22 protein-coding genes are annotated in these 23,658 nt (G+C 35.3%); 4 read left to right on the forward strand and 18 right to left on the reverse strand.

Annotated features, from left to right (window positions below; translation table 11 throughout):
- Positions 1-511: 511 nt before the first annotated feature.
- From pilM to gspN, 3 genes are all read left to right on the forward strand, one after another.
- The gene (gene pilM, locus SVZ03_09060; GenBank protein ID MDY6934354.1) at positions 512-2,152 is read left to right on the forward strand and encodes a pilus assembly protein PilM; all 1,641 of its coding nucleotides are present in this window, start codon (positions 512-514) and stop codon (positions 2,150-2,152) included.
- A complete protein-coding gene (gene gspM / locus SVZ03_09065) occupies positions 2,149-2,667 on the forward strand; it encodes a type II secretion system protein GspM (protein ID MDY6934355.1) in 519 nt (172 codons plus the stop codon). Before pilM ends, gspM begins: the two co-directional genes overlap by 4 nt.
- A gap of 76 nt (positions 2,668-2,743) precedes the next feature.
- A complete protein-coding gene (gspN, locus tag SVZ03_09070) occupies positions 2,744-3,610 on the forward strand; it encodes a type II secretion system protein GspN (protein MDY6934356.1) in 867 nt (288 codons plus the stop codon).
- A gap of 152 nt (positions 3,611-3,762) precedes the next feature.
- Here gspN and SVZ03_09075 read toward each other — a convergent pair whose 3' ends face one another.
- From SVZ03_09075 to serC, 18 genes are all read right to left on the reverse strand, one after another.
- The gene (locus SVZ03_09075; protein MDY6934357.1) at positions 3,763-4,155 is read right to left on the reverse strand and encodes a hypothetical protein; all 393 of its coding nucleotides are present in this window, start codon (positions 4,153-4,155) and stop codon (positions 3,763-3,765) included.
- Between the two features lie 37 nt (positions 4,156-4,192).
- Positions 4,193-4,381: a hypothetical protein gene (locus tag SVZ03_09080; GenBank protein ID MDY6934358.1), complete on the reverse strand. Its 189-nt coding sequence runs from the start codon at positions 4,379-4,381 to the stop codon at positions 4,193-4,195.
- Between the two features lie 162 nt (positions 4,382-4,543).
- Positions 4,544-5,521: a hypothetical protein gene (locus SVZ03_09085; GenBank protein MDY6934359.1), complete on the reverse strand. Its 978-nt coding sequence runs from the start codon at positions 5,519-5,521 to the stop codon at positions 4,544-4,546.
- Positions 5,518-6,327 carry a diadenylate cyclase CdaA gene (gene cdaA / locus SVZ03_09090; GenBank protein MDY6934360.1) on the reverse strand — a complete coding sequence of 270 codons (810 nt, stop codon included), beginning with the start codon at positions 6,325-6,327 and terminating at the stop codon, positions 5,518-5,520. Before cdaA ends, SVZ03_09085 begins: the two co-directional genes overlap by 4 nt.
- Positions 6,311-7,144 (reverse strand): dihydropteroate synthase, encoded by an 834-nt coding sequence (gene folP / locus SVZ03_09095; GenBank protein ID MDY6934361.1) that lies wholly within the window; start codon positions 7,142-7,144, stop codon positions 6,311-6,313. Before folP ends, cdaA begins: the two co-directional genes overlap by 17 nt.
- A 131-nt stretch (positions 7,145-7,275) precedes the next feature.
- Complete coding sequence (locus tag SVZ03_09100; protein ID MDY6934362.1) at positions 7,276-8,367, reverse strand: hypothetical protein; 1,092 nt, start codon at positions 8,365-8,367, stop codon at positions 7,276-7,278.
- A gap of 967 nt (positions 8,368-9,334) precedes the next feature.
- Positions 9,335-9,871: an HAD family hydrolase gene (locus SVZ03_09105; GenBank protein MDY6934363.1), complete on the reverse strand. Its 537-nt coding sequence runs from the start codon at positions 9,869-9,871 to the stop codon at positions 9,335-9,337.
- 324 nt (positions 9,872-10,195) lie between these two features.
- Positions 10,196-11,029: a TlyA family RNA methyltransferase gene (locus SVZ03_09110; GenBank protein MDY6934364.1), complete on the reverse strand. Its 834-nt coding sequence runs from the start codon at positions 11,027-11,029 to the stop codon at positions 10,196-10,198.
- Entirely contained in the window at positions 11,007-12,908 is a 1,902-nt protein-coding gene (dxs, locus tag SVZ03_09115) for a 1-deoxy-D-xylulose-5-phosphate synthase (protein ID MDY6934365.1), read from the reverse strand. The genes SVZ03_09110 and dxs overlap by 23 nt, the downstream gene beginning before the upstream one ends.
- 313 nt (positions 12,909-13,221) lie before the next feature.
- Entirely contained in the window at positions 13,222-14,757 is a 1,536-nt protein-coding gene (gene rny, locus SVZ03_09120) for a ribonuclease Y (GenBank protein MDY6934366.1), read from the reverse strand.
- Between the two features lie 59 nt (positions 14,758-14,816).
- Positions 14,817-15,830, reverse strand: coding sequence for a phosphate acyltransferase (locus SVZ03_09125; protein MDY6934367.1), 1,014 nt, complete (start codon positions 15,828-15,830; stop codon positions 14,817-14,819).
- Positions 15,831-15,836: 6 nt separating this feature from the next.
- Positions 15,837-16,328, reverse strand: a complete 492-nt coding sequence (coaD, locus tag SVZ03_09130; GenBank protein ID MDY6934368.1) for a pantetheine-phosphate adenylyltransferase — start codon at positions 16,326-16,328, stop codon at positions 15,837-15,839.
- Positions 16,329-16,564: 236 nt separating this feature from the next.
- Entirely contained in the window at positions 16,565-17,284 is a 720-nt protein-coding gene (locus SVZ03_09135; protein ID MDY6934369.1) for an enoyl-CoA hydratase, read from the reverse strand.
- A gap of 74 nt (positions 17,285-17,358) precedes the next feature.
- Positions 17,359-17,745 carry a C40 family peptidase gene (locus tag SVZ03_09140; GenBank protein ID MDY6934370.1) on the reverse strand — a complete coding sequence of 129 codons (387 nt, stop codon included), beginning with the start codon at positions 17,743-17,745 and terminating at the stop codon, positions 17,359-17,361.
- 510 nt (positions 17,746-18,255) lie between these two features.
- The gene (locus tag SVZ03_09145; protein ID MDY6934371.1) at positions 18,256-18,477 is read right to left on the reverse strand and encodes a NifU family protein; all 222 of its coding nucleotides are present in this window, start codon (positions 18,475-18,477) and stop codon (positions 18,256-18,258) included.
- Between the two features lie 196 nt (positions 18,478-18,673).
- On the reverse strand, positions 18,674-19,966 hold the full coding sequence (locus SVZ03_09150; GenBank protein ID MDY6934372.1) for a DNA methyltransferase: 1,293 nt from the start codon (positions 19,964-19,966) through the stop codon (positions 18,674-18,676).
- A 494-nt stretch (positions 19,967-20,460) separates the two neighbouring features.
- Positions 20,461-20,844: a phosphomannose isomerase type II C-terminal cupin domain gene (locus SVZ03_09155; GenBank protein MDY6934373.1), complete on the reverse strand. Its 384-nt coding sequence runs from the start codon at positions 20,842-20,844 to the stop codon at positions 20,461-20,463.
- A 181-nt stretch (positions 20,845-21,025) separates the two neighbouring features.
- Entirely contained in the window at positions 21,026-22,111 is a 1,086-nt protein-coding gene (gene serC / locus SVZ03_09160) for a 3-phosphoserine/phosphohydroxythreonine transaminase (GenBank protein ID MDY6934374.1), read from the reverse strand.
- Positions 22,112-22,544: 433 nt separating this feature from the next.
- On the opposite strand from serC, the gene SVZ03_09165 reads away from it, so the two are divergent.
- Positions 22,545-23,657, forward strand: a complete 1,113-nt coding sequence (locus SVZ03_09165; GenBank protein MDY6934375.1) for a DegT/DnrJ/EryC1/StrS family aminotransferase — start codon at positions 22,545-22,547, stop codon at positions 23,655-23,657.
- The last annotated feature ends 1 nt before the right edge of the window (position 23,658 follow it).

The raw sequence follows: 23,658 nt of genomic DNA on the forward strand, positions 1-23,658 counted from the left end.
TTATAATTATTCGTATCTCAGTATATTATCGTTGAAATAGCATGTAACTCTTCCGGATGCTGCTGGGAAAGGGACTTGATATACAGATAAAATCAAAGGAAGATATTATCCATAGATATGCTAAATATTTATTACCAAAAGTATCAATACTAATAGGCCAATAAAAAGTCAAGAGAATCATTATTTTTCATTTTTAATTCAATCCTTTTACCGCTCATGACGTTTATTTGTTGTGTTAATAAAAATATTGTTGTAAAAATTAACCCGAACACCCTATTTTACTTTAGATTATAAAAAATTTATAAATAGGAAATTAGTTTTATTATCACTGATGTTAATTTTTAGGAATGGTAGCGTATCTATCTCTCTGCTTTCACACTGTTTGAGTTTAGTTATAACTATTTTTTCATATAACGAAATTAATTGATTTATAAATTTTCATAGTCTTGTATAATTAACATCACAGATTATTGATATAAATATAACTTAACTTTATTTTGGAGGATCGAGATTGTTCGAAAATTTAGCAGCAATAGATATAGGAACTTCTTCGATCAAGGTAATTACTGTCAAGACCGGCATAAAGGATTTCCAAATTAAGAGCTTTGCTTATGAAGATGTTGATCACGATATTGATCACCATGAAGTTGCGATAAAGGATACCCTTACAAGAATACTGGAGGGATACTCCCTAAAGGGGTATAAAATTCTAATCAATCTTCCGATGGAAAGGACTATTATAAGGAATATAACCTTCCCCTTCAATGACATGGAAAAGATAGCCAAAGCCATACCCTTTGAAGCAGAAGAGATTATACCATTTCGGCTTGAGGATATAATAATGGATTTTTACCCCCTGCAAAGTAAGGGTTCAGAAGATGGAAGGATCTTACTTGCAGCATCACATAAGGATAACATTCAAGATTTTCTAAAACCTCTGGAAGAGCTTGACCTGCGACCAACCAGATTGGGCATTGAATCCATGGCGTTATATGAATGCTATAGGTATTTTAATAAGATAGAGAATGAGACAATAGTACAACTTGATATCGGGCATAACAAAACTATAATTAATATCATTAAGGATAATGATCTTTATTACATGAGATCAATTTCAATTGGGACAAGTATCATATATAAATATATTTCAGAATTGAATAAAACATCCCATGCAGAAGCTGCAAAACTATTTGAACACCTGAATCTTGATTTGACCTCGCTGGAAAATAATATACAGAAGAATTATTATAAAAACTACAACATTAACAAGGACAAACTTAAAAAGATATATGATAAAACCCTGGAATTCGTCTATGAACTGATTGAGCAGATAACCCTTACCATTAGGGCCTTTAATTCCGATTTCGGCAGAACAGAATTTAACAGGATAATGATCTCTGGAGGAGGATCGAATATAATTGGGATAGGATCAATCCTTTCGAAAGATATTGAATTGCCGGTAGCATCCCTGCCATTCTTAGATGAACATGATGAAATTAGGATTCAAACTCAATACCCAATAGCACTTGGGATAATACTCTCATATTTGAATAAAAGACATACCGCGATAAATCTATTAAAAGGTGAATTTGTATCAGAAGAAGCACATTCATCAAGAAAAGTATATTACCTCGCTGGCGCCTTTGTATCTCTATCAATAATTATCTTAATAGTAAATATACTATTAACTTCATTCCTGAAATCTGATATAAACAAGGAATATAATCATATACTAAACGAGCGGCTAAAGAGATATTTTAATACAAAGCAGACAACTGAGGATCCAATTGGCGAGGCGACAAAGATATTGAAGAATGAAAAAAAGGAACTAGGAAATCTAAATATATTCTTAAACTCAAATGAAGGCATGATGGATATATTAAATAACCTCTTATCTTTCTTTCCTAAAGATGAATCATTTGAATTGAATAATCTCGTTATCAACGAGAGGATAATCAAGATCAACGGCTTAATTGAATCCAGCAGAAACATAGATGAATTTAAGAATAAGCTTATTGAATCAAAAAAATACGATTCTGTTACGCTAAATACTAACATCAACAGGAAAAATAAGGTTAAGTTCTCAATGTCAATTAAGCTTAAATTATTGAATGATTTTAATAATCAGACAGAAAGGACAAAGAAGGAATGAGAGATCTTAATCAAAGAGAAAAAATATTGCTTCAACTTCTCATTGTATTTGTTCTTGTTTTAATAATATATTTCCTGATCGCTTCGCCGATCATTGAATTCATGAACAATACAGATGACGAGCTAAAAAAGAATATTGAAAATCTGAATAGAATAGATAGAATTTATAAGGATTATAGAAAGATTACAGAGAAAAAAGACAAATATCTTACATTGCTGAATAAAAAGAATGAGAATATCACATCCATGGTCGAGCAATATGCAAATAGCAATAATATAGCAAGAAATATAGCCTATACCAGGAGAAGCCAATCCACTATACAGAATAAATATATAAGAATAACTACAAATGTAAAATTTGAAGGCGTCCTCATTCAACCATTAATGAAATTTATTTATGAAATTGAAAATGCAAACACACTCCTAAGGATTGGATATCTTAGAATCTATCAAGGCCTAAAGGGAAGCGATACTTATGATGCAGTTTTGAAAATAGATAGTTTTACAATAAAATAAGGGTAACATATCAACAATTGTAAAAGAAAAAATATTTATACATTTTTAAGGTTTAATTTATACTATTGAAGGTAAAATGGATCTACGGGATTTAGAAAAAAGAATAATTGAAATTGTAAAAAGGATCGGTTTAGCCTTAAAAGAGGCTCTCTCGCTTCCCTATGCCAAACATTATATAATTATCTCCATTCTCATGACACTCTTCTTTATTATTCTCACCTTCCCCTTTGATATTCTAATAAGAAACAAATTACAGGAGATTGAAGGCAGTGTTGGCAAGGGCCTTTATGTGGGCAATGTCAATTTCAGCATTATTGACAATACCAATATCGATAACATGACAATCATACTTAATGATGGGACAGAAATAAACCTCAAAGATATTGGTCTGGATCTCTCTCTTAATCCTTATACAACCCTTATCAATAAAATCCTTAAGGGTAACATCGTGATCAGAAATATTGGATATGATGCCAAGAAAATTTCACTGACCGGTGCTCTTAAATCAGACTTTCATATGAAATTCAACAACTTCTCAGATTATCCCTCTAGAGGCAAACTCATCGTAAAAATAGAGGGCCTGTCAGTGAAGGGTTTTACTATTAAGGGCTTTGATATACCACCAGTGAAATTCACCTCAGTAATAGCTGAAATGAATATTATGAATAAAAGAATTAACATCAAAGATTTAGTCTTTAGCGGTCAAGACCTAAGAGGTAATATCAAGGGGGCAATAACCTTCTCAAAGTTCATTAAATATTCAAAGATTGATCTTGATATTCAGATTGATTCAAATTCTACATTATTGGATAATTATAAGATACTGCTTGGTGAGATGTTGAATTCAGAGAATAAGCTAATTATTTCTATTAAGGGTACTATATCAAATCCTAAAATTAATTTCCCTGAAAAGATGGAGACAGGTATAAACGATCTTTTATGATGAATCGCTTCAGAATCAGCCTAGCTCCAAGAAAGCTGGTTGGCAAAGATCTCAAATTACCCGATGTCTCAGCATTCCTCCAGAGATAGAAGTGCTTTCAATGATCCTGAAAATATTATACTATACGCCTTATTATTTATTATTATATAAATCTAATCCTCCTCATCAGAATAAATATCAAACTCCTTCCTGTCAATAATCCTGCCATTCTCTGTTATCAATATAGCATGGCGCCCTTCTTTATAATCCTTTATCACACCATAAATTGTATCATTTGCCTCATTTATATTATCTATTCTTGTATCTATATCAACCCAAACTAGCTCCTTTTTCATAATAACAACGCCAATTTTATGGTAACCCCTGATATTGTTAAAGAGATAAATCCATCTCACCTCCCTGCTGCCATTAAATTCAGGAATCCCTCTAATTCTCCTATAGTCGCTATCGAGTAAATATTTAAATGCAAATTCTCCCTCAACCTTTCCACATCCAATCATTGAGAATAACACCAGGCCGCCAATAAGAGCCAACTTTGTATACAATATATAAATTTTCCTTTTCAATTGACTGTATATCGATTTATTCTATTTTGTATTGATCCTTATCTAACTCTATCACTTTCATGTTTTCATCATCCCTCTGTACATAACGACTATTCCGATTAATATCCCTGATGATTCTCTTACTCGTAAATAGTAATCTGATCAAACGATATATGCCATAAGCAAAAAGGAATATTAGAATTATTCGAATCAAATTCATAAACATCAACCTATCTCCCATTTTTTGTATTATCGAGACATATCAATATGTTAGAATCAGGGTAAATTGAAATCGTTCTCATAGCTATTTACAATTCATCACTGATCGCCTCTCCCTCACTGATATGTAATCCATTTGAGAATGATAATAGCGGTGAAAGTTGAATCCTTATTCTTTTATGATTTTTACTAAAACTGAATCTGGTACTAATGAATATATATTTACACCATCTGCCTTTACCTTAAACTTAATTGAAAAGGCTCTCTCAATTGAATCTACATCCCTCGTATCATTCTCAAAAAGTATATCAATATCAACAGAGGATATATCAATATAGGTCTCAATATCCTGCTCAGAAATTTTAGCATCCTCTTTTTCTAATTTATAATTAACAGTGACGTATTCATCGCTTAACTGGTACTGATATTTCATCTTTTTATTCCTGAGTTCAATTCTCTTTTTAATTTTTAGAAGATTACCAGCTTCAACAATAGGAATAGTTAATCTGACATTTGTAACATCAAACCTTACTTTTTTCAGATTTTTTTTATTAATGGCAATCTCTTTTACAATTAAGCCTCTCTCATTCTCAATATGCAGCTTATTGGTCTCAATAAAATCAACATTTTGAATAAAAGATTCAGGTCCGCTTAGACTAACATATTCTGGAATGACCTTTATATCTCCCAAAACATAACCATCATTGATGTGGCCTGAAATTCTCGGTATTACTTTTACCCTTTTGGTAATCATCTTTTCTACCTTTAGATAAACATCCTTCCTGGATAGGTCTATATCCACTTCCTCAGGAATTCCAGCAGTTACAATCTCTATCGGGTATTTTTTGCCTCTTCCAATTACAGGATTCCGAAGATTTACAAAGGCCTTTATATCTTTTATATTGATACTCTTAAGTTCATCCTTCCTCCCCTTTAAGAATAATGTAACATAGGAGTTGTTATTATTTGAAACCGTAAATGATTCAGATAGATTCATCACCTTTATTGGAATTCTAAATTTTACTTCACCAATCTTTGTGCTAGCAATATAAGCCCATAATATCACAGCTAGTACAAAACAGATTATTTTTGGAATGATTCTCTCTTGAATAATTAACTGCCTTATGCGATCTTTTATACTTTTCATACAACCGAATACTTTTCCTCATAAGCTGTCTTCGGATTCATGAAGTAGACAATCATATTCTTAAGATTTGGGACCTTAATCTTAGAATACAACCTTCCATTAACCATTAGGGAAATATCACCCGTCTCCTCTGATGTGACTAGAACCAGGGCATCCGTCTCCTCAGCCATACCCAGAGCAGCCCTATGTCTAGCGCCATGATATTTTTTCAATTGTCTGGAATCACTAAGAGGCAAATAGCAGGCTGCCGCTGAAATTCTGCCCTCCTGTATCACAATTGCGCCATCGTGTAGTTGTGTATTAGGATAAAAAATAGTCCTAATCAATTCCTCTGATACTGTTGAATTTATCAAGACGCCAGATTCAACAAAAGCCCTGAGACCGGTATTCCTCTCAATAACTATCAATGATCCCACCTTCTCCTCTGACATTGCTATAAGGGAGTTAACAAGTTCATCCAGCGGAAGCACCTCTGCTGATGCAGCAGTGGATATCCAACTTCTCTGACCAAATTGAGTTAAAAGCCTCCTTAATTCCGGCTGGAATAGTATGATTACCGAAATAACAACATAGGAGGTAATATTTGTAATAATCCAATTCAAGGTTTCAAGCTCTAATAGACTGGAAGCTATTGCAACAATTGAGATAATTATTAATCCCTTTAACAACTGAGCAGCGCGTGTCTTGGATAAAAAGGAATAAGCCCAATAAAAGAGGACGGCAACAATCAGAATATCCAAGGCATTAATAAAGTAATTCCAAAAAATGTATGCAAACTCACTTAATCTTTCAAATACAACTTCCATTGATATAATTTACCTTTTTAAGCATCTCTAGAGAAGCCAGGGCTAAACGATGTTCCTTAACATCATGAACTCTAATGATATCTGCTCCCCAAAAGATTGATAATGCATTTAGAGCTATTGTTGCAGGTAATCTATTTTCATCCTGATGATATAATCTACCTATGAGAGATTTCCTAGATATCCCGACCAAGAGCGGCAAACCCATTCCCTTAAAAAATCCGAGATTGCGAATTATAGTATAATTATCCTCTAAGGTTTTCCCAAAACCGATCCCTGGATCTATTATTATTCTATCTCTAGCTATTCCATGCTCTATCGCTCTATTTATGGCACCTTCTAGGTATGAATAGATTTCAAACAAAAGATTATCATAAGTGGGATTATTCTGCATGTTTTCAGGAGTACCCCTAATATGCATCACAATAAGATAAGAGTTATATTTCGATACAATATCAGCCATCTCTTCATCAAAGGATAAACCACTGATATCATTGACAATTGATGCTCCAAGTTTTACCGCCTCCTCCGCTACTTTAGACCTGTACGTATCAATAGAGATAGGTATATCAATATTATGTGCTACAGCTTCAATGACAGGACAGACCCTATCAATCTCTTCCTGGATTGAAATCGGCTTAGCTCCAGGCCTTGTTGATTCCCCGCCAATATCAATAATATCCGCTCCCTCTCTATGTAACTGATAAGCCCTTTCAATCGCCTTCTCAGTATCAAAATAAATCCCACCATCATAGAAGGAATCAGGGGTAACATTCAGTATTCCCATTATCAGTGTCTTTGCATTATAAATCAATCTCATGTCATTCTTTCAGTATATTATATTCTATTATACTATTATATTATTCCTGGCTATCTGATATCTTATCTACAGTGTATTTATTAGAATTATACAAGCAGAGTCAATGTATAACAGTTGCCTCATCCCTATATCTATAAAAGAAAAGTAAGTGATACTATGTTAGTATAACCTATAATATCTTCATAAGTGAAAGCATAGGCAAAATCTAACTGAAAAAACCTAAATGAAATCCCGGTAGAAAATACTGAATCATTCAATCCAAAATAGAGAGAAGAATATTTCACAATGTCATATTGGAATCCGAGATTAAACTCATAATCTTGCTGTTCAATATTTTTTATACCTGTTAATGCTATGATAAAATCCCACGATGGGCTTGTAAAAGCGGCGCTCAATTTTAAAACAGGTGACGCAAAATCATATTTATTTTCAATATTCTCATATTCTTCTGCGGGCTTCAGGCCAGTTCCGATATCCTGAACTAGAAAACCAATTCTCAGGAAGGGAATAATTTCGACCTGATATCCTACATCAACCCCGCCACCATAAAATCCGTAATCACCTATATTCTCATATAATCCTTTGATTGAAAAACCTAATGAGGATACACCTATTATCCATCCATAAGAAATATAACACGCTGAACCTGAAAAATCCGTCTTTCCAATAAGGTTCCCCTCCTCATCCCTTACCTCAATATTCCTTGTTTGTATTGAATAAAGCCCCACCCCCATTACCCCGGAGAATAAATCGAAAGCCACGCCCCCAAAGCCCACCCCACTTTCGATATCTATAAAAGCTGCTGATAGACCAACCTGATAGAAGGATTCCGATACTTTATCATTTGAGAACCTAATTAGGTCCTCATCGCCTATTTCATCAAGATTTCCCCTCTCACTATCCCCCTTGATCTCCTCTGAGGCAACAGGATTTAGTATCTTCAAATCGCTTAATCCGGCTGGATTCCAGTAAATGGAATAAACATCATCCACAATAACCTCAGCGGACTTTCCCATTGCAACATACCTTGCTCCTGCCCAACCATCCCTTAAGTATGGCACCCTGCTATTGGCATCCAGGGAGAAGCCTTCTACATTATATAATAAAATAATAATAAACAAAAAAAAGCATTTGTATATTACCAATCTCAATCTTAATGGATTCACAGTAGAACGGTCACTCACTATTTCAATACAGTCACTACTTGCACAACCAAAAATCATATTGCTCAATTTTTAAGCGCTTCAGAATTTCAACAGATTAACCTGTAAAAACATTCATTATTCAAAAATTCTATTCCATAGTTTTTGGGGAATACATAAATGCCTAATGTTACACAAATCCTTATTCAATTACCCTATACCCCAAGTATTCAATATTCAATCCTCAGGTTGAATACAAACATCCCACTGGAAATTCTATAGTCCATTCTATCTCATCCATTCATATCATAGCCTGAAAACTTATCAATATTGATATAACCTATGACTATAATTAATATATTATTACGATCTGGTACAATATTGGTCTTATAACCAATACATAAAGATTGAATTTTTGGGTTATATGATACTGGAAATGCAATAATGTTTTTGGCACTAAGCGGGAAGACATCTCTCTCAAAAGACAAAGCCCAACAGAGTATATAACTAGGGACAATATTTCCCCTTTCGCATAAACTGAACCTTTTGCAAGAGAATTGATATTCACGCCTTAAGCCGTTGAAAACATAATTGTTTGTGTTTCCTTTTAAAAAAGTGAGGATAAATATGACTCCATCCTTGCCTTCAACATGGATGAAGGCATATCTGTCACACTCTTTTACATTTATGTCACAATATGTTTTATTTAATTTAGATGTAATATATTACAGGGATGCAATTAAAATCTAACCTAGTTCAGAGACATAATAATATATTGAAGGATTAGATTATTGAAAGACATATACAATTGTGACACAATAAACAACGGATGGATTATTTAGTTGTTTGATAATTCTAAAATTAGGAAATCAATTATAGATAATTTTACTCAAACAGAAAATATAATCCCTACACTTACAGAACATCACATAATTAGAATGAGGTCAACAAATATTTCAACTTAACTTAATTGGACTCAATAAAAAAAGCGGGGGACTACCCAAAGGAAACTAATTATCATTTAATAAATGAAATACACAGGAACAGGTTATTCTTTGATAATATTTATTAATTCTGAAATAGAACTAATAATTTTATCTGACATAATTATTTGATTCTCAAATTTATACGAAACATCTTCAAGGTTATTGCCGTAGTATATCATAATTGTTCTTAGTCCTGCTCTCTTGCCGCAAACGATATCTGTGATTTTATCGCCAACGAAGTAGGAGGCATCGCAATTTATGGAGTAGCGTTCCTTTACAATCTCTAAAAGAAGTGTCTTGGGTTTCCTACAGGGGCAATTGTTTATAGGTGTATGCGGACAGAATAGAATATCATCGACTATATTATAACCTCCGGCCAATGTTAAAAATCTGTTGTTTACCCTTCTAAAATCCTCCGGTGCGATCAATCCTCTCCCTATCCCTGATTGATTGGAGATTATAAATATTCCATATCCCAAGGATTTAATATATCTCAACACATCAAATGCCCTAGGAAAGAGTTGCATATCTTCTGGATTATCAATATACCCTGGATCAATATTCAGAGTACCATCCCTATCAAAAAAAAAAGCATTCATATGGATGTCAGTTATACTTTTTTACTTAACCCTTTAATATCTGACAAGTTGGATATTATTACTCACTCTATCGAAATATTTATAAAATCATATCCGAATATATGATTACATGATAGTAGGCTGAGTGAATGAATAATGACAGACCTAGTCCTTCAACATTAGCAAATCCATCTCCGGCAACACATGCTTAAGGAAAACATACATTTGAGTAAATATTCAATCCATCTGAAATAGCGCTGTCCCAATGTCGGGTATTGATTATATACTTGATCTTTTATCCATTTCTTATTGTGCATCAATACTACAAGTAATAGATAATAAGGATTATGTTACACCCTTATTATGCTTGTTTAATACAAAATGAGATTCCTCAACTACATCAATAATAGTTGATTCAACCTCATATCTTGATGCATTGTAATTATCATATCCGATATCGAAGTAGAGAAAATATTCAATGTTTCCTGCTGGGCCCTTAATTGGCGAATAGGTAATTCCCTTGAAAGTGATCATTTGATCTATAAGAGAATTGATGACTCGTAGCAGGATACTTTTATGATCCTCTTCCCTTATGACCACTCCCCTATACAACTCATAAGACATAGCCTCAAATTGAGGTTTAATCAGCATTATCCCCTCAACAGGAATAAATATCTCCCTTATCTTATCAAAAATCCTTAGTAAGGATAGAAACGAGAGATCAAGGGTAATAAAATCTATGCATTCATCAAAGCTTTTTCGTGTAAGGTTTCTAACATTTGTTCTTTCCTTCACTACTACCCTTGGTTGATATCTTAAACTATAATCCAACAGTCCATAACCCACATCAACCGCATAGACCTTTGATACCCCATTCAGCAAGAGACAATGAGTAAATCCACCTGTTGAAGCCCCTAGATCAACAACTACCTTATCCTTAATAGTAATTTTAAAGTATTCGATTGCATGCTGAAGCTTGTCGCCACCCCTGCTAACGAATATCCCGCCAGGTCTTTTTGAGGTAATTGTCTCATTTCCGGAAATAATTTCTGAAGGCCTTCTAACTGTTTCTCCATTTACTTTTATCCAGCCAGTAATAATCTCTCTTTTTGCACTCTCTATAGACCGGCTAATTCTATTTTCTACTAGATAGGCGTCAAGCCTTACTCCCTTTTTCATAATCATTCTTCTGATTAACTAAAGTCAATAATCTTTGAAGAAGAGAACCAGAGTCAATGCCATATTTTTTGAATAGATCTGCATTATCACCATGTGTAATAAACTCATCAGGGAATCCAATGGGAAATAAAAATTTATCCCTCAAGCATCCATCTATATTTGCAATAATGTATTCGCTTATACCCCCAACTATACTGCCATTCTCCATTGTAACAAAGTAACGTGTGTTGCGAATCACCCTCTCAATGCCCTTTATATCCAATGGCTTTATTGATAAAAGATTAACAACGGAGCTTCCTATTTCCTCTCTTTTGAGTAACTTATTCAATTGCAGCGCTATATCTACCATATCACCAAGAGCGAAAATTGCGATATCCTTCCCATTGGTCAATCTCTTTGATTTGCCTAAAATAAACTCGTTGAATTCATTAACTTTCAATTCATCCGAATTTGCGTTTCCCTTAGGATATCGTATTGCTATTGGCCCATCATTGTATTCATATGCAAAGTATAACATATCCCTTAACTCTGTTCCATTGGAGGGGGCTAAGAATACAAAATTTGGAATACTCTTAATTATGCTAATGTCAAAAAGTCCATGATGTGTTTCGCCATCCCTTCCAACAATTCCAGCCCTATCTATTAAAAGCCTTATTGGCAGATTCATGATTGCGATATCATGAATTAATTGATCCACTGCCCTCTGCAAAAAGGTCGAATAAATTGAAACAAAGGGCTTTAATCCCTTGGAGGCAAGGGCGCCGGCAAATGTTATTGCATGCTGCTCTGCTATCCCAACATCAAAAAATCTATTAGGAGCCCTTTTTTCAAATTCATATAGCCCAGTCCCCAATTTCATTGCAGCAGTGATGGCAATAACCTTTTTGTCACTCTTTGAAATCTCTGCCAATGTCTTCCCTACAATCTCTGAATATGATAACTTTTTACTACTCTTCGAAACACCAGCCTTCCTGTCAAATGGACCCACTCCATGAAATTTCGCCGGATTCCTTTCCGCAGGATCATAACCCTTACCCTTTTTAGTTATCACATGTAATATTCTGGGACCGGAGTTTATCTGCTTTATTCTCGATATGATATTAATCAATAGCTTTATATTATGACCATCAATCGGCCCGAAATATCTTATCCCCAACTCCTCAAAGAATATGCCAGGTATCACCATACCCTTCAGGCTCTCTTCCATCCTGTAGAAAAAATCATAGATTGAATGACCAGACCTTGGTATCCTCTTTATTACCTCATATGAGCGTTTTCTCAAGCGGTTATAGAGCGAACCAGTTATCATTCGCATCAAAGATCTTGACAGCGCCCCAACATTATTTGAAATAAAGTGCTCATTGTCATTCAAGATGATGATAATATCCCTTTTCATATGACCGATCTGATTTAGGGCTTCAAATGCCATACCGCCAGTTAATGAACCATCCCCGATTACTGCTACTACCTTATACTTTTCTCTGGATAAATCCCTGCCAACAGCCTCTCCCAAAGCCAAAGAGAGGCTAGTGCTGCTATGACCAGTATTATAGACATCAAAAAGGGATTCAGAAATCTTTGGAAAGCCGCTTATGCCTCCAAACCGTCTTAATTGTTCAAACTCATTCTTCCGGTTAGTAATAATTTTATGAGCATAACATTGATGCCCTACATCCCAGATGATCTTATCCTTGGGTGTGTTTAATACATAGTGCAGTGCGATTGTCAATTCTACCACACCCAGAGAAGATGATAAATGACCACCATTGGTTGATACTACATCAATTATATACTCTCTAATTTCGTTGGATAGAGTGTTAAGCTCTTGAACATCCAGCTTTCGAAAATCTGAAATATTTTTTATCGAATCCAATAACACCTATAATTTCCCTAAAAATTTCAACTTGATAAATTTATGTAGTGAATGATTACATAGTTAAGAGCTATTATGTGTAAGGTAATAGCTTAAAGGAACTGAGTCACAAAATCATAAAGGCATATGATGATTTTGATTTATTTCTCCATGATTTTGTAATTTTGTGGCTACTATATCAACAATGATGATACACAGAAATGAACTGATAGGCGGGTGTCTCCCCTTTAGATTTGAAAATAAAAAAAAGACTTAGCATGTAGATAATAATCAATTTTCATTATAGACAACCCATTGCTCCCATCGGTTTTGCGAGTTTCTATTTTGCATAATCAACAACTCTAGTCTCTCTTATAACCATCACCCTAATTATCCCTGGGTATTTCAATTCGGATTCAATCTTATTTGCAATGTCTCTTGCCAGATTTTGCGCTTTTTCATCATTGATAACATCATTCGCCACCATTACTCTTATCTCCCTGCCAGCCTGAATAGCATAACACTTCTCTACCCCCTTAAAGCTGGAAGCAATATTTTCCAAATTTTCTAGTCTTTTCAGGTACGTATCAAGGGATTCCCTTCTAGCCCCTGGTCTGGAAGCTGATATGGCATCTGCAACCTGAACCAACACAGCCTCAAAGGACTCGGGTTCCTTATCGTTATGATGTGATGCAATAATATTTATTACCTTCTCACTCTCTCCAAATTTCTTGGCCATCTCTGCGCCAAGAATAGCATGAGCCCCCTCGCCCTCGGAGATATTACCCTTGCCAATATCATGCAGCAAGGCGGCTCTCTTCGCAATCTGAACATCCAGACCCGCTTCTCCTGCCATAATCCCAGATAGATTTGCTACCTCCCTGCTATGAACTAGCATATTCTGTCCATAACTTCTTCTATATTTTAGTTTGCCTATACTATATAGCGCCTCCCTTGAAAGTCCTGGAATACCCAAATCAAAGGCAGCCTTTTCGCCTTCTTCCAACATTGACTCATCTATACCTTTAGTAACCTTTTCGACCACTTCCTCAATTGTTGCTGGATGAATCCTCCCATCCTGGATTAGTCTCTCAAGAGATAATTTGGCAATCTCCCTCCTTACAGGATCAAATCCAGAGATGATTACAACCTCCGGTGTATCATCAATTATCATATCTATACCTGTAAGATTCTCCAGAGTTCTAATATTTCTACCCTCTCGTCCAATTATTCTACCCTTCATATCATCAGAAGGTAACATCACGGTCGTTATGGTGCTCTCTGAGGTAGTGTCAGAGACGCTCCTCTGAATAGCGGATATTAAAATCTCTTTAGCCTTCTTCTCGCCGGCTAATCTGGCCTCCTCCTCTATCTTATTTGTTATCTTTATGGATTCAAATCTCACCTCATTCTCAAGGTTCTTCAAAAGCAACTTTTTTGCTTCTTTAACGGAAAGCCCTGAAATCCTTTCCAATTCTTTTCTATGCCTATCAAATTCTCTATGAAGTTCTTCTTCCTTTTCCTGATTTTCATGCTCTCTTATTTGAATAAGCTTTTCTTTTCTCTTTATCTGTTCCTCTCTCTTATCTAAAGATTCATCTCTTTGATGGTGTCTTCTCTCAAGAGACTGTTGCTCTTGTCTCCTATCTCTCATCTCTTTTTCAAAGAGATTTTTCTCCTTTAAAAGTTGATCTTTAGCCTCTATTAACAATTCTTTTCTTTTACTCTCAGCCTCCTTGACTGCATCCTGAATAATCTTTTGAGACTGTGCCTCAGCAGAATTCAATTTTATTCTTCCAAGATATGCCTTTAATGCATACCCCATTATTCCCATAATAGGGAGAGCTATAATCAGGAGGATTGTTCTGAATTCCATATTACCCTCCTTAATACTAAATAATTCATAATTTAAAAGAACGAAACTCGCATTAGGGTTTACTTATGCTGCAATTGGGTGATAATGGCTAAATCATAAACATCTGATTCATCTGCCCCCCTTGATATATCATTATATGGCTTATTTAATCCATATATTATTGGTCCAATCAGCTTTGCCTTACCAAAAATTCGTATCAATTTAGAACCGATATTAGCAGCATTTAGATTTGGGAATACAAGTATATTTGCTCTTCCCTCCAAAGGGCTATCAGGAGCCTTTATCCTTGCAATATCCGGCATTACTGCTGCATCGAATTGTAATTCACCATCTATAATTAACTCTGGCATATATGTCTTTGACCTCTCTGAAGCTATCCTCATCTTATCGACTGATTTGCCAATGCCACTCCCTCTTGTAGAATAGGATAAAAATGCGATCCTCGGTTTAATCTTCAGAAACTCTCTGGCAAACCTCGCAGATGCTTCTGCAATTTTACATAATACACCAACAGACGGGTCACGATTTACTATTGGATCAGCAATTAAAAAAAACCCATCCTCACCTATACTCTTATCTTCAGTCTGTATTAAACAGAGTGATGTAACCACACCAATTCTTCTGTCTGCCTTGATGATTTGAATGCCTGTACTCAAGATGTCAGCTGTAATAGTCTGCAATCCTCCTATAAAACCTTCAACCTCACCAAGACTTAAGATTAGAGCGCCAACAATAACAGGATCCATCATGGCTTCATCCAATCTTTCCCCTTCGAGAACGCTTAAATTCCTTGCCTTCTGATATGCATCTCTATACTTCCTATCAACCTTATCATTTTCTATATCTATAATATCAATACAATCCATATCAGTAGAGGTTGATCTTGCATTCTCGATTATTTTTCCCTTATTCCCAATGAGTACTGCCTTCTTGATCAGATTATCCCTGTTGAGCATTGACACAGCAATCATCACTCTGAGATCTTCTCCTTCAGGGAAAACAATACTCTTGGGACGAGACCTAACTCTCTCCTTTAGTGTATTTAGTATGTTCTCCTCCTGGTTGTTTATTATATTGAGTTACCTGGGAAATTTTTCTGTAAGCTTTTTATTAACGAATGGAGGCACAAGGCTGGAAATCTCTCCACCATAGCTAGCTACTTCTCTCACTATGCTAGAGGATATAAAATAATATTCGCTATCTGACATTATGAAAATTGTCTCCACATCAGGAGCCAATCTTCTGTTCATCAAACAAATAGGATATTCATAATCGAAGTCTACTACAGATCTTATCCCTCGTATAATAAAATCCACTCCCTTCTTTTTACAAAGATCTGCCAGTAATCCTTCGAATGCTGTTAATTCAATTCTCTGGACTTCTATATCATTACAATAGCAACTCTCCCTCAACATCTCTATGCGCTCTTCTATGGTAAATAGCGACCTTTTAGCGCTGTTAATTCCTATTGCAACTATTATTTTATCACATATCTTATTTGCTCGCCTAATTATATCCAAGTGTCCATTCGTGACGGGGTCAAAAGACCCAGGATATATTCCAATTTTCATAAATCTCTATCAACCCCTTATAAACTACATATGATATTCTCACATATTATTTGTCAAGAAATATATGTCACTCACCATAAGTAATATCCCTTGTCTTATAATAATTAACAATTAAACTCTTCACCTTGCATATTAATTTTAATAATCAGAGTAAAGTGAAAATAATCTCTCTTCATTTTAATGAGACAATTGAGTATCTATCATATAATCCATCTAAATTTTAAGATTAGATATCCTCATCCATCTTGATTAAATTGCCTTACTTTTTCCAGAAAGCTATTACGCTCTAATGCAAGACCCTCAGCTAGAGTAACTCTATTCCCCCTATCAATTAAATCCTTCATTATAACTATCATGTCCTGATTCGCTGATATTATGTCCGCTGCTATCTCTTGTACTCGTTGCATGAGTCTTTCCTGAGGTACGATCTCATTAACTAGTCCACATCGTAGAGCCTCATCAGCATTGATAAAATTACATGATAAAGACATCTGTTTGGCCATCCTGATCCCAACAGCACGTTGTAAAAGCTGAGACATCCCCCATCCGGGTTGAATGCCAACCCTTGAATGAGTATCAGCAAAATATGCATCCTCTGATGCTATTAAAAAATCGCAATTTAGTGCAATCTCTAAACCACCTGTAATTGCATGACCATTTATAGCGCCTATAATTGGTTTGTGGCATGATCCAAACACCATTGGTAGCTCAATCCCATCATTACGAGGATTAAAGAGATTATCTGTTTCAATACAATCAAGGTCTATTCCTGAACAAAAGGATTTCCCTCTTCCTGTAATAATAGCAACCCCAATGTCTTTATTGGAAGAGACCTCATCAATATAGTTATAAAGATTTTTTAGCAGTTCCTGATTTATCGCGTTTCTTCTTTCCGGCCTGTTGAGAGTAATTGTTGCAATCCTGCTGTTTACTTCAAAGAGTACTTGTTCTTTCATGAAGCTAATCTCCTAATAATTTATTTACTACAATACATGATTAAAGATATGTTAAAGAGAATGGTCAAGTTCAATTACTCCTTAACATATGTAACAGTTCCAACATATCTATTTCTCCAATATGGATTTCTCATACTGGCATAGGATATCTTTTTACCTTTGCTTGGTGAATGGATGAATCTGTAATCCCCTAAATATACACCAACATGAGATATTCTATTCCTGTATATATTAAAAAAAACGAGGTCGCCTGGTTTTGCATGTGAAATATCAATCTTTCTGCCTGATCGGTACTGCTTTATGGCTGTCCTCGGAATATTTAACCCACTCTTTCCATATACAAACATAACAAACCCAGAACAATCGAATCCCCATGGCGTCTTTCCACCATCTCTATATTTTATTCCCATATACTTTTTCGCAATACGCACTACCCGATCTCTATAGCCATCATGAAACATCCATCCTTTTTTGGTTATATGAGCTGATTGAGAACAGGATATACAGAATACTATGGATATAAGTATAAATATGTATAAGTGTTTCATATTCTTTTTAGGAATATCCACAATTGATTAATGAATATTTAACTGAGTAGCATCATCACTCAATTAAATAGTAAATCATCATTACACCTACTATAAAATATGAATAGCTTCTATTCGTTATATCGGAAAGGCATAGGTTTCAACAATATATAATATTATTGCCTGTAGATCAAAAGGGATGATCCCTTAAAACATTTTATACCAAATAATGGCTATATTAACCATTATATTTTATAGTGAAAGGGGAAATTGTGGTTTAGAATTTATGTGCAGGCCAATAGGTTAGCTGTGGTTAATAAAGGATTCTCATATATACATGACTCGTTTATTGAAGAAGAATTTTAGGAAGGGCGATAATGCGACCCTTCCCTAACTTGGTGATCCCAAAAACCGTATTGTAACATTAAGGTTAAACTTCAATATTTATACAGTAACCACTTCCTTAATACTAGGAATTGACTCCTTAATTTTTTTCTCTATTACGTTTTTAACAGTCATTTGGCTCATAGGACAACCAGAACAAGCCCCCTGCAACCTCACCTTTACAATGCCATCATCAGTAACATCAACAAACTCCACATCTCCACCATCAGCCTGTAATGAGGGTCGAATCTTTTTTAACAACTCCTCCACCTTCTCTTTCATCTTTCCTCCAAGTATTATTAATAATATATATAAGTTAATGATCGAATTCTATCAATTTACTTATAATTTATTCTTAAATAATATACAGAAACATGTCAACCATATAATTAAATGGACTTTTCGTTAATACTGATCGTTACTAAATAGATTGGGCAATGTCCCTCTTGAAATGTATTATTAGCGAGGTATGAGATATCTACCTCTCCCTATTCAAAAGATCAAGAAATTTGGATCGATATTTATAATCAAAATCAATATCCACATCAACGAAACCATGTTTTATTAGATGAGCATTCAAAAATGTTTTGTTGCTCAAATAGAGATAGCAGAATAGATTTTCTTCATTATCGTATTTTACATCGTCAAGCCTGATGAACACCCTTTCCCCACGCACCTTCTCTTGTAAATAACGTATAGCCTCTGCGTTATTAGATGACTTCTCCCTTACTCCAAGCAATCTAACCTTATGTCCATTATTTAATACCAGAATTGACGGAGATATTATTTGCTTCACCCTGTAATATGTTTCCGAAGCAGAATGAGAATCATCAATCTTCGAGGTAAATTTTCCCCTTTTAGGCTCTATCTTTTTGTTAAGTTTTATCGGATCCTTGAAAATATAATCCAACTTACTAATTTCATCCCCCAAATCCAATCCCTTTCCTCCTTGGTTTACCAATTCATAACTCGCATCTATTAGTATATCAGAATTATTAACCCCTAATTTTTCTTCAATATTTGGTATGAAATCTTCATTTATTTCATAACCGATAGAATTCCTATTAATTTTTTTTGCAGCCAATGAAGTAGTCCCGCTTCCCAGAAAGGGATCAAGAATTGTGTCATTAACAAAACTGAACATCTTTATGAGTCGTTTCGGTAATTCCTCAGGAAACATGGCTACATGTCCATTCTGCTTCTCCCCGGGGAAATTCCAGTGACCGATAAAATATTGATTCCACTCCTCCTTTGTCAATCTTGATTGCTCCTTTATCACTTCTGAGATTGATGGGGGATTCCCATATTTCTTGAAAATTAAAATAAATTCATAATCTAATTTTAAAACTCCATTTCTGGGATAGGGATAAGATCCCATTATCCTAGCGCCGCCAGTAGTGTTACAGGTGGTAACCTTTTGCCAAATGATGGCTCCCATATAATCGAAGCCAACACTTTCACAAAACTTGATTATCTCAGTTCTTATTGGGATTACCTTATATCTCCCATAATAAACAGAACGCGCAAATTGGTCGCCAATATTTATGCACAATCTGCATCCATTATGTAAAATTCTATGACACTCCCTCCATACCAAATTAAGATTATTTATATAATCCTCATAAGTATCATTATAGCCAATCTGATTAACATCTCCATAGTCTTTCAATTGCCAATATGGCGGAGAGGTAATTATAAGATGAACAGATTCATCAATTACCTCCTGCATCTGCCTTGAATCACCAATAATTACCTTATGTTGAGTCTTCATCCCCTCACACTTGCTAAAATCAATAAAATTGGTTTAATGAACAATACGTTTAATACACTATAATTATTTAATCCAGCCAACACCTTTGCATTTTTTACATTTGATATACTCTACTTCATAATTCTTACTAGTAGGAGGTGGATCTCTGTAAGTACCCTGCCGTTTCTGTTCCTCAACACTCCTTTCATATTCTTCATCTTTACTACTAAATGTTAAGAAAGATTCTAAGCAACATCCCACGCTTTCTTCTAATTCTTGATCCCTTTCACCGTAATTTAAACCTTTTGATTTATATATCTCGATAGTCCCATAACCCTCGCAGATATTACATTTGATCCAACCTCCTCCCTTTGGCATGGGTCGAATATTGCGGAATTTACATGAAAAATTGATTATAATTATTGGGAATAGGATAAAAGATATTTTAGAGCTGTTGTATTGGTTTGACTTCATGGTTATATAAATATTATAACATCAATGATCCTTGTAAACAATTACGCCCTCCCAAAATCATCCTCGAATCGCTCGATATCATCCTCACCAAAATAATCCCCTCGCTGTACCTCTATGAATACGAGATTGCTATCCCCAATATTCTTAATCCTGTGAAGTGTCTCTTTGCCAATATCAACAGATTCGCCGCCAGATATATCAACATCCCTATCATTTAATGTGACCAGCCCAGCTCCATCAACCACATGCCAGTGCTCCGACCTATGCTTGTGCCTTTGCAAGCTTAACCGCTTCCCAGGATATACGGTTATTCGCTTAACCTTATGATCCTCCTTGTCTGAAAGCACTTCATAAAATCCCCATGGTCTATGTCCTTCCCGTTTTCGAAGATTAATTATTTCTTTATAAACTAATTTGAGGTTCATCTCTTTATTAATCCCTTCCGCTATAATTTGACTGCCCTAGCTTGCAATATCAAGCCCAAGCAGTTCATCACTTGAGGGTTAAACAAACAAATCTATACTCGATTGTGGGAGAAGATTGTTGAAATTTTTGCTATCTACATGAGATATAATCCAAGATTTGTGAGTATTGACTAGCCCTCTATTATCCATTGTTTTTCATAAAATATTTCATGAAATCTACTAAAGCCCGAACTCCCTCCACAGGCATAGCGTTGTATATTGAGGCCCTGCATCCACCAACAGACCGATGTCCTTTCAGGCCGCTCAACCCCTCCTTCTCAGCTTCCTCTAAGAAATTGCTCTCCAATTTTTCATCTGGCAAACGGAATACAATATTCATCTTTGATCTGCTCTTAATATCAACCGGATTCCGATAGAATCCTCCGCAATTATCTATCAATTCATATAGCATTCCTGCCTTCTCATCTCTTCGTCTCTCTATCTCATTCATGCCACCTATTGACCCTATCCATTTTAGGGTTAGATTCATCATCCATATGACAAAGGATGGTGGAGTATTATATAGAGAATCCTTCTCAATATGTAGATCATACCTAAAATATGCAGGCAGATCTCTTCTAGCTCTCTCTACAAAGCCCTTTCTAATTATTACTAATGCCATCCCAGATGGAGCCAGATTTTTCTGTGTTCCAGCATAGATCATGTCAATTCTTTCCCATGGCAAGGGACGAGACATAATATCTGAGGACATATCAATTACAACTGGTATTTCACCAGCATCAGGGAAATAATCCCATTCAATTCCACCTATTGTCTCATTTGAACAGATGTGAACATAAACCGCATCCCTTGTGAAGTGCAGCTCTTTTTGAGTTGGAATTCTTGAATAATTCTCATTCTTGCCATCCCAAATTACATTAATTTGCCCAATATTCCTGCCATCATCAAGAGCCTTCTTAGACCAGGATCCGGTCAATACATGGTCAGCCTTCATCCCATCCTTTAAGAAAGCCATGGGGATCATCCCAAATTGTAGCGTTGCCCCACCCTGCAGGAAGAGAATATGAAAATCATCCGGAATTTTTAATATCTCACGCGACAATGATATCGCCTCATCGTGTACCCTACTGTATATTTTACCCCTATGACTCATTTCTAACAACGACATGCCTGATCCCTCATAATCCACTAATTTATCTCTAGCCTCATCTAAAACCGGTAATGGTAGTGTGGATGGACCTGCCGCAAAATTGTATATTCTTGCCATTATTCCTTTCACCTCTCTATTCGTTGCTAAATATAGTATCCTTCACAAATGTAATAGTTTGATTAATTATTTGTGATATAGAACAATAATATTCAATATAATCATAGAAGTCATAGCAAGCTAAAATTGATCACTAACATTAAAAATTATCAAAGTAATCATAAAATTTTATCAATTATTGACTAATTGCATATATATAACTGTTGATTCTCAAATAATATCAGGGGAAGTAGTGTATTCTCCTGCGCTGGCGGGGAATAAATAGAAAGGCAGGTTCTCAAAGTGTAGGACTAACTCGAAAGATACATAAAATCCAGATCAAATATAGAAAAACGCTTGAAATCCATAGGTCTCATTACATGTTGTATAATCTTTTTGATTTAGCATAGATTAATAGATGTTAAATATTAAATTATAATAACAAGAAATTCTGATGAAATTCGTAGGAATAGAAATCCAACAAAATAGAATTAGGGACAGCATTGAAGAGCATATAAAACGAGTCCTAAAACATGGAAGGTATATAAATGGACCGGAAGTGAAGGAACTTGAAGAACAGCTTTCGAGTTATGTTAATGTACAATACGCACTGGGCGTTTCAAGCGGAACAGATGCCCTTCTTATGAGCCTCATGGCTTTTGACATTGATCCTGGTGATGGAATATTCACAACCTCATTCTCCTTCATCGCATCCGTTGAAATGGTTCATTTGTTAAAAGCGACCCCCATTCTCATTGATATCGATCCTCATACATTTAACATTGATACCCAAAAACTCGAACAGACTATTAAGAGAACCATAAAGGAGAACAAGATCAGACCAAGGGGTATAATCTCTGTTGATCTATTTGGGCAGACCGCTGATTACGATGAGATAAACAGAATTGCAAAGAAATATCACCTCTTTGTCATTGAGGATGCTGCACAGAGTTTTGGCGCGTCATATAAGGGAGAAAAAGCCTGTTCCCTTGCTGATGTTGCAACAACAAGCTTTTATCCTACAAAACCTCTCGGTTGCTATGGTGATGGAGGCATGATATTTACCAATAATAAAGCACTCTACAAAAAGCTCATCTCAATAAGGGAGCATGGACAAGGTAAAGACCAGTATGATAATGTTAGAATTGGAATAAATGGCAGGCTTGACACAATCCAGGCTTCAATACTACTTACAAAACTGAAGCTCCTGGATGAAGAGATGAATATGAGACAGAGGGTGGCAGAGAGATACAATAAATTGTTGAAAGATTTAGTAGAGGTGCCTTATGTTAGAGATTGCAATAGACCAGCCTGGGCGTTGTATTCAGTAATGCATCCTAAAAGGGATGAAATAATCAATATACTAAAAAGCAAGGGAATTCCTACAATGATATACTACCCGAAGCCCCTTCATCTTCAGCGGGTATTCCAAAACTCTGGTTATAGAGAGGGTGACTTTTCAGTAAGTGAAGAGATTGCCAAAAGGATATTCAGCCTCCCAATGCATCCCTATCTACAGGAGAAGGAGCAGGAGGAGATATGTCGATCTTTAAATGACCTAAATTGAG

Source organism: Spirochaetota bacterium (assembly GCA_034190085.1).
GTDB lineage: Bacteria > Spirochaetota > UBA4802 > UBA4802 > JAFGDQ01 > JAXHTS01.